This window comes from Lactobacillus nasalidis, from assembly GCF_016587775.1.
Lineage (GTDB): Bacteria > Bacillota > Bacilli > Lactobacillales > Lactobacillaceae > Lactobacillus > Lactobacillus nasalidis.
Genome location: NZ_BOCG01000070.1, coordinates 1 through 5,430, shown reverse-complemented (window position 1 = coordinate 5,430; position 5,430 = coordinate 1). Strand labels below are relative to the sequence as shown.

Genomic DNA, 5,430 nt, shown 5'->3' with positions numbered 1-5,430 from the left:
GCAACGGCAGCTACCGGCTCAAGGAAGGGGACGTGGTCCATTTTCTGATGGGCCAGGAAAAGGTCAACCCCTGGCTGAAAGTGTCCCGGCGGCCCCTGGAAGTCGTTGAAGAAAGCGACGACTACCTGGTGATCAACAAGCCGGCCGGCCTGCTGTCGATTCCCTCAGGCTTTCACGCTGAGGACGCGGTGATCAACCGGGTGCTGGCTTATTTCCAGGCCCAGGGGGCCGATCCGGCCTATGTCAAGCCGCACATCGTGACCCGGCTTGACCAGGATACTTCCGGTCTGGTGCTGCTGGGCAAGAACGCGATTGCCCATGACCGCTTCAGCAAGCTGGGCAAGGATGCTTTTATCAAGAAATACCACGCGATCGTCCATGGCAATTTTGCTGCCGGCGAGCTGACGGGCCTGATCGACAAGCCCCTGGCCCGGGTCGGGGACACGGTCAAGCGGGAGGTCAACCCCGCCGGCCAGCGGGCCTTGACGGAATACCGCGTCATCGGCCAGGTGCCGGGGGCCAGCCTGGTGGAGCTGCGGCTGCTGACCGGGCGGACCCACCAGATCCGGGTGCACATGGCCGCTTGCGGCCACGTGCTCTATGGAGACGACCTGTACGGGGCAGAGGATGATTTTGCCCGCCAGGCACTGAACTGCTACTATCTGGCCTTCCCCAACCCTTTCAACGGCCAGGAGCGGGAAATCCGCATCGCCGATCCGGCCGACATGCGGGAATTGTGGCAGAAGCTGCAGGAGAAGAAACAATAGGTCAAATGAACAAAATGAAAAGGAGACAGCCAGGCTGTCTCCTTTTTTGTTGTATTCATCTGTTGTCGTTCTTTTTATGAATTTGTGATTACCGCCCATGCAAGGCCGCCAAGGGCACAGATGGCCAGCAGTGGCAAAACGAGGGAACTGATCAGGGCAAAGGCCAGGCCAACCCCGATCAAAAAGATCAGGACCCGCCACAGGGCCACGCCCATTTTCCAACAAAGCCACAAAATAAATATCAGGCAAAGCAAACTTAACATTTAACATTCACCGTCCTCTTAGCTTGCTATGTTTAAGCAATAATCATATCACATTTTTGCGCAAATACAAGATTTACGCAAAAACAAGGCCGCAGATGATGACGATGATCCCCAGGATGATCCGGTACCAGCCGAAAGGCTTGAAGTCGTGGGTCTGCACGTACTTAAGCAGGAACTTGATCGACAGGTAAGCCACGATGAAGGAAACCAGCATGCCGACCAAAAGGATGGCCAGCTGGTTGCCGACGAAGACGTGGCCGGCCTTGAAGAACTTGACCAGCTTCAAAAGCGAGGCCCCGAACATGGTCGGGATGGCCAGGAAGAAGGAGAATTCAGTAGCCACGTAGCGGCTGCTGCCGATCAGCATGGCGCCCAGGATGGTTGCCCCGGATCTGGAAGTCCCCGGAATCATGGACAGGACCTGGAAGCCCCCGATCATCAGCGCCGTCTTGTAGCTCAGCTTGTTTAAGTCAGTCAGGGTCGGCTTGCGCTTGGCGTAGTAGTTTTCCAAGATGATGAAAAGAACCCCGTAAATGATCAGCGTGGCCGAGATCACCTGCCAGGTGGTCATGTTTTCCTCGAGCCAGTCATTCAGCGGCAGGCCGATGACGATCGATGGCAGAACGGCGACGATGACCTTGAACCAGATCTGCCAGGTCTGGCCTTTTTCCCGTTTGCTCTTTGAAGGAGCAAAAGGATTCAGCTTGTTGAAGTAGATTACGATGACGCTCAAGATCGCCCCCAGCTGGATGACCACCATGAACATGTTGATGAAGCTGGCTGGCTGATCCAGCTTGACGATGTAGTCGGCCAGGTAGAGGTGGCCGGTTGAGGAAATCGGCAGAAATTCCGTAATCCCTTCGATGATGCCGAGAATAACGGCTTTAAAGATGTCTAGCATGTTACTGTACAAAAACTCCTAACTAATCGGTGAACAAAACTCTGGTTCCTTCTGGGACGGCGATGTCCTTCTCCAAAGGAGTCAGGCTGCCGTCTTCTTGCCGCTCGTAAAGAGTGGCGTTGTTGGTGTTCTGGTTGGCGGCAACGACGAACTTCTCGCTTGGGTCCCAGTTGAAGTCCCGCGGGAACTCGCCGAAGGTTGAAACCCGCTGAACCAGCTTCAGCTGCTGGTCCGGCTGAACGGCAAAGACGGCAATGGAGTCATGGCCGCGGTTGGAAACGTACAGGAACTTGCCGTCCTTTGACAGGCGGATGGCTGCGGCTCCGTTGTGCTGGTCCCAGCTTTCCGGGATGGTTGAGTAGGTTGCCACGTTCTGGAACATCCAGTTTTCTTCATCGAACTTGACGACGTTGACCTGGCTGGACAGTTCGCCGGCAACGTAGAAGTAGTCGCCGCCCGGAGCGAAGACCAGGTGGCGGGTGCCGAAGCCGTCTTCGTTCTGGTAGCTGGCCAGGTGCGTCAGCTTCTGGCCGTCAAAGCCGTAGAAGTCGACCCGGTCTTGGCCAAGGTCGCAGGAAACCAGGTGCCCGCCCGGAGTTTCGTCAAAGTAGTGCGGGTGAGCGCCGGCTTGTTCCGGCCGCGGCCCCAGGGCCCGGTTTTCATGCTGCACCTTGTCCAGCAGGGTCAGCTGCCCTTGCTCGTCATAGCTGATGACGGCCAGAATGCCCGTGTGGTAGTTGGCCGTGTACAGCAGCTTCTTTTCCTTATTGATGCCGACATAGGCCGGTGAAGAGCCTTCGTGCAGCAGCTGGCTGACCAGCTTGCCGTTTCTGAAGCTGGCGATGCCGCCTTGGCCGTCTTCATTCTTGATGGTAAAAATAAACTCCCCGTCTTTTTGGAAGTAGGTTGGCCCGCCAACCTTGACAACATTCCTTCTTTGCTCAAGATGCGCTTCCGCATCGGCACCAATGAAGTCGAACTGGTAAATCCCAGCCGACTCGTGCTTGGTGTAGCCACCAATTAAAATATGCAATTTGAGCCTCCTTATTTAATTCACAATAACTCTAGTTTAAATATTAAGCTTATCTCGGGCAAATGTCGATAAGAGATAGACGTCCGTAAAGAATAATTAACAATTCTTTCCTTCTTTGGTTTAAGTTCTGAGTGAGTATGTTAGAATTTAACCAGGTGATAAAAATGAAATGGATATCTACAATTAAAGAAATCGGACCAAACGCGATCAGCAAGAAGGACCGCGTAGTAATTTTGTTTGGCCAGACGGCCAATGATGAGCTGCGGGACGTTTCCGTCATTCAGGCTTTTGAAGACGAGCAAAGCGCCCAGGCAGTCGTGCTTAAGAAGGGCGACACGGTAACGATCGACGGGGAAACCTTTTTGATCAACTATGTCGGCCCGATGGCGGTCAGCAACCTGCGGGCCCTGCAGCACGCGAGCCTCTTTTTCTCAGACAAGGTGCCAAAGAAGCCAATGTCAAACGCCCTCTACCTGGACTTGCCGGAAGACCAGGAAATGCCGGAATTCCGGGTTGATGACGAGATCGTCTACGAACACCTGTAGGATTTGCCAATGAAGAAGAGGGAGACGAGCATCTTCACGGAGTGGGTGCTCAACAATCGCTTCAGCGTTGGCCTGATCAACGTGCTTCTGACCCTGGTGATCATCCTGGTCTTCAACAAGATCTCTTTTGTCCTGAGTCCCATCAACACTTTTGTCAGCGCGGTCCTGCCCCCGATCCTGGTGGCTCTGGTGCAGTACTACCTGATGAACCCGCTGGTGGACTTGCTGGAGAAGCGCTTTAAAGTGCCGCGGCCAGTGACGATCCTGGCGATTTTTGCCCTGGTGACCGTTTTTCTGGTCTGGGTGATCAACTCGCTGATTCCAGTCGTGCAGAACCAGATCGATTCCCTGGTCAAGAACTGGCCGACGATCTGGAAGAATTCGACCAATACGGTCGATGATCTGCTGCACAGCCCGAGGTTCAGCGGCCTGCGGGACTCGCTGCAAAAGCAGCTGACCTCCCTGCAGCAGGACTTCAGCAATACTTTGGGCTCGACGGTTACCAATGCCTTGAGCAACCTGACCAGCGCGGTCAGCGTGGCGACGGCGATCTTCACGACGCTGGCGACGGCTCCGTTTTTGCTCTTCTTTATGCTTAAAGACGGCCACAAGCTGCGGCCGTTTTTGGTCAAGTTTGCTCCCCAGCGCTGGGAACAGGCGACCAGCAGCCTGCTGCATGAAGTCAACCAGGCAGTGGCATCGTACGTGACCGGCCAGGTTTCCGTGGCCATCTGCGTGGGGATCATGTTTTTCATCGGCTATACGATCATCGGCGAGCCCTACGGGGCCGCCCTGGCCATCTGTGCCGGCTTTTTGAACCTGATCCCGTATTTCGGGACCTTCATTGGCCTGATTCCGGCTTTGATCATCGCTTTGGTGACTTCTTTGCCGATGGTGGCCAATGTCTTGATCGTCTTTTTCGTTGAACAGATCATCGAAACGCGGGTAATCAGCCCGCTGGTCGTCGGCAACCGGCTGAAGATGCACCCGATCACGACGATCGTGGTGATGCTGGGGGCCGGATCAGTCTGGGGCCTGTGGGGCGTGATCGGCGGGATTCCGATCTACGCGGTCATGAAGATCCTGCTGATGCACGCCTACCAGTACTACCGCAAGGTTTCCCACCTGTATGACGACAGTTTTGACGAAGAGCCGGAGAAGGGAAAGGAAGAAAATGACTAACCATATCGTATTATTTGAGCCGGAGATTCCCGACAACACGGGCAATATTGCCCGGACCTGCGCGGGAACCAACACGGTGCTGGATCTGATCGAGCCTTTGGGCTTCCGGCTGGACGACAAGCACCTCAAGCGGGCCGTGCTTGACTACGGCGGCGAGGTGGAAATCCGCCGCCACGACGACCTGCGCGCCTTTTTGGACAGCCTGCCGGAGAACGCGGAGATGTACTTGATTTCCAAGTTCTCCAGCAAGTCGTATACCGATGTCGACTACACCGACGAAAGCAAGGATTACTACTTTGTCTTCGGCCGGGAGACGACCGGGCTGCCGGAAACCTTTATGCGCCGCTATGAGGACCGCAATCTCCGCATCCCCATGTCCGACAAGATCCGGGCTTTCAACCTGTCCAACTCGGCAGCCATCGTGATTTTTGAAGCCCTGCGCCAGCAAGGCTTCCCGCACATGGAAAAGTCCCACCACTATGAAAACGACAAGCTCAAGGATGACTATAACCGGCCCGGCCGTTATCAGCGCAACTTGGCGAAACATTAGTGCAAACAGTCAAAAGAACAAATGAGGTAAAATCATGGAATTTAACAAGCAAACCCCAATCATCGTCCGCGCCTTCCACTTCGACATGCTCGACGATCCTGAAGAAAAGAACGAAGTAAACGTAGCCATCCGCCAGGTGGTTGCCACTGGCGAAGACGGCGTCGAGGACGCCGGCGAAGCAGGCGGCTA

At 55.0% G+C, this 5,430-nt stretch carries 8 protein-coding genes; 5 read left to right on the top strand and 3 right to left on the bottom strand.

The window, feature by feature from the left end; genetic code table 11:
• Nucleotides 1-767, top strand: a 767-nt coding sequence (locus lacNas_RS00840; RefSeq protein WP_201335870.1) for an RluA family pseudouridine synthase, incomplete at its 5' end; no start/stop codon positions are given.
• A 74-nt stretch (nucleotides 768-841) separates the two neighbouring features.
• Here the strand turns inward: lacNas_RS00840 and lacNas_RS14395 are convergent.
• The 3 genes from lacNas_RS14395 to lacNas_RS00825 all read right to left on the bottom strand — a co-directional run bounded on the left by lacNas_RS14395 (nucleotide 842) and on the right by lacNas_RS00825 (nucleotide 2,964).
• On the bottom strand, nucleotides 842-976 hold the full coding sequence (locus lacNas_RS14395; RefSeq protein ID WP_280515190.1) for a hypothetical protein: 135 nt from the start codon (nucleotides 974-976) through the stop codon (nucleotides 842-844).
• 127 nt (nucleotides 977-1,103) lie between these two features.
• Nucleotides 1,104-1,931 carry an undecaprenyl-diphosphate phosphatase gene (locus lacNas_RS00830; protein WP_201331975.1) on the bottom strand — a complete coding sequence of 276 codons (828 nt, stop codon included), beginning with the start codon at nucleotides 1,929-1,931 and terminating at the stop codon, nucleotides 1,104-1,106.
• A gap of 22 nt (nucleotides 1,932-1,953) precedes the next feature.
• The gene (locus tag lacNas_RS00825) at nucleotides 1,954-2,964 is read right to left on the bottom strand and encodes a lactonase family protein (RefSeq protein ID WP_201331974.1); all 1,011 of its coding nucleotides are present in this window, start codon (nucleotides 2,962-2,964) and stop codon (nucleotides 1,954-1,956) included.
• Between the two features lie 164 nt (nucleotides 2,965-3,128).
• On the opposite strand from lacNas_RS00825, the gene lacNas_RS00820 reads away from it, so the two are divergent.
• The 4 genes from lacNas_RS00820 to lacNas_RS00805 all read left to right on the top strand — a co-directional run.
• Nucleotides 3,129-3,509 carry a PTS glucitol/sorbitol transporter subunit IIA gene (locus tag lacNas_RS00820; protein ID WP_201331973.1) on the top strand — a complete coding sequence of 127 codons (381 nt, stop codon included), beginning with the start codon at nucleotides 3,129-3,131 and terminating at the stop codon, nucleotides 3,507-3,509.
• A 9-nt stretch (nucleotides 3,510-3,518) separates the two neighbouring features.
• Nucleotides 3,519-4,691 carry an AI-2E family transporter gene (locus lacNas_RS00815; protein WP_201331972.1) on the top strand — a complete coding sequence of 391 codons (1,173 nt, stop codon included), beginning with the start codon at nucleotides 3,519-3,521 and terminating at the stop codon, nucleotides 4,689-4,691.
• Entirely contained in the window at nucleotides 4,684-5,241 is a 558-nt protein-coding gene (locus lacNas_RS00810) for a tRNA (cytidine(34)-2'-O)-methyltransferase (protein ID WP_201331971.1), read from the top strand. Before lacNas_RS00815 ends, lacNas_RS00810 begins: the two co-directional genes overlap by 8 nt.
• Nucleotides 5,242-5,275: 34 nt before the next feature.
• Nucleotides 5,276-5,430, top strand: a 155-nt coding sequence (locus lacNas_RS00805; RefSeq protein WP_201346499.1) for a DUF1149 family protein, incomplete at its 3' end; no start/stop codon positions are given.

What these genes read in the sequence shown, in the direction of transcription:
- lacNas_RS00830 (WP_201331975.1), bottom strand. Translation starts at nt 1,931, where the DNA reads ATGCTAGACATCTTTAAAGCCGTTATTCTCGGCATCATCGAAGGGATT.
- lacNas_RS00820 (WP_201331973.1), top strand. Translation starts at nt 3,129, where the DNA reads ATGAAATGGATATCTACAATTAAAGAAATCGGACCAAACGCGATCAGC.
- lacNas_RS00815 (WP_201331972.1), top strand. Translation starts at nt 3,519, where the DNA reads ATGAAGAAGAGGGAGACGAGCATCTTCACGGAGTGGGTGCTCAACAAT.
- lacNas_RS00810 (WP_201331971.1), top strand. Translation starts at nt 4,684, where the DNA reads ATGACTAACCATATCGTATTATTTGAGCCGGAGATTCCCGACAACACG.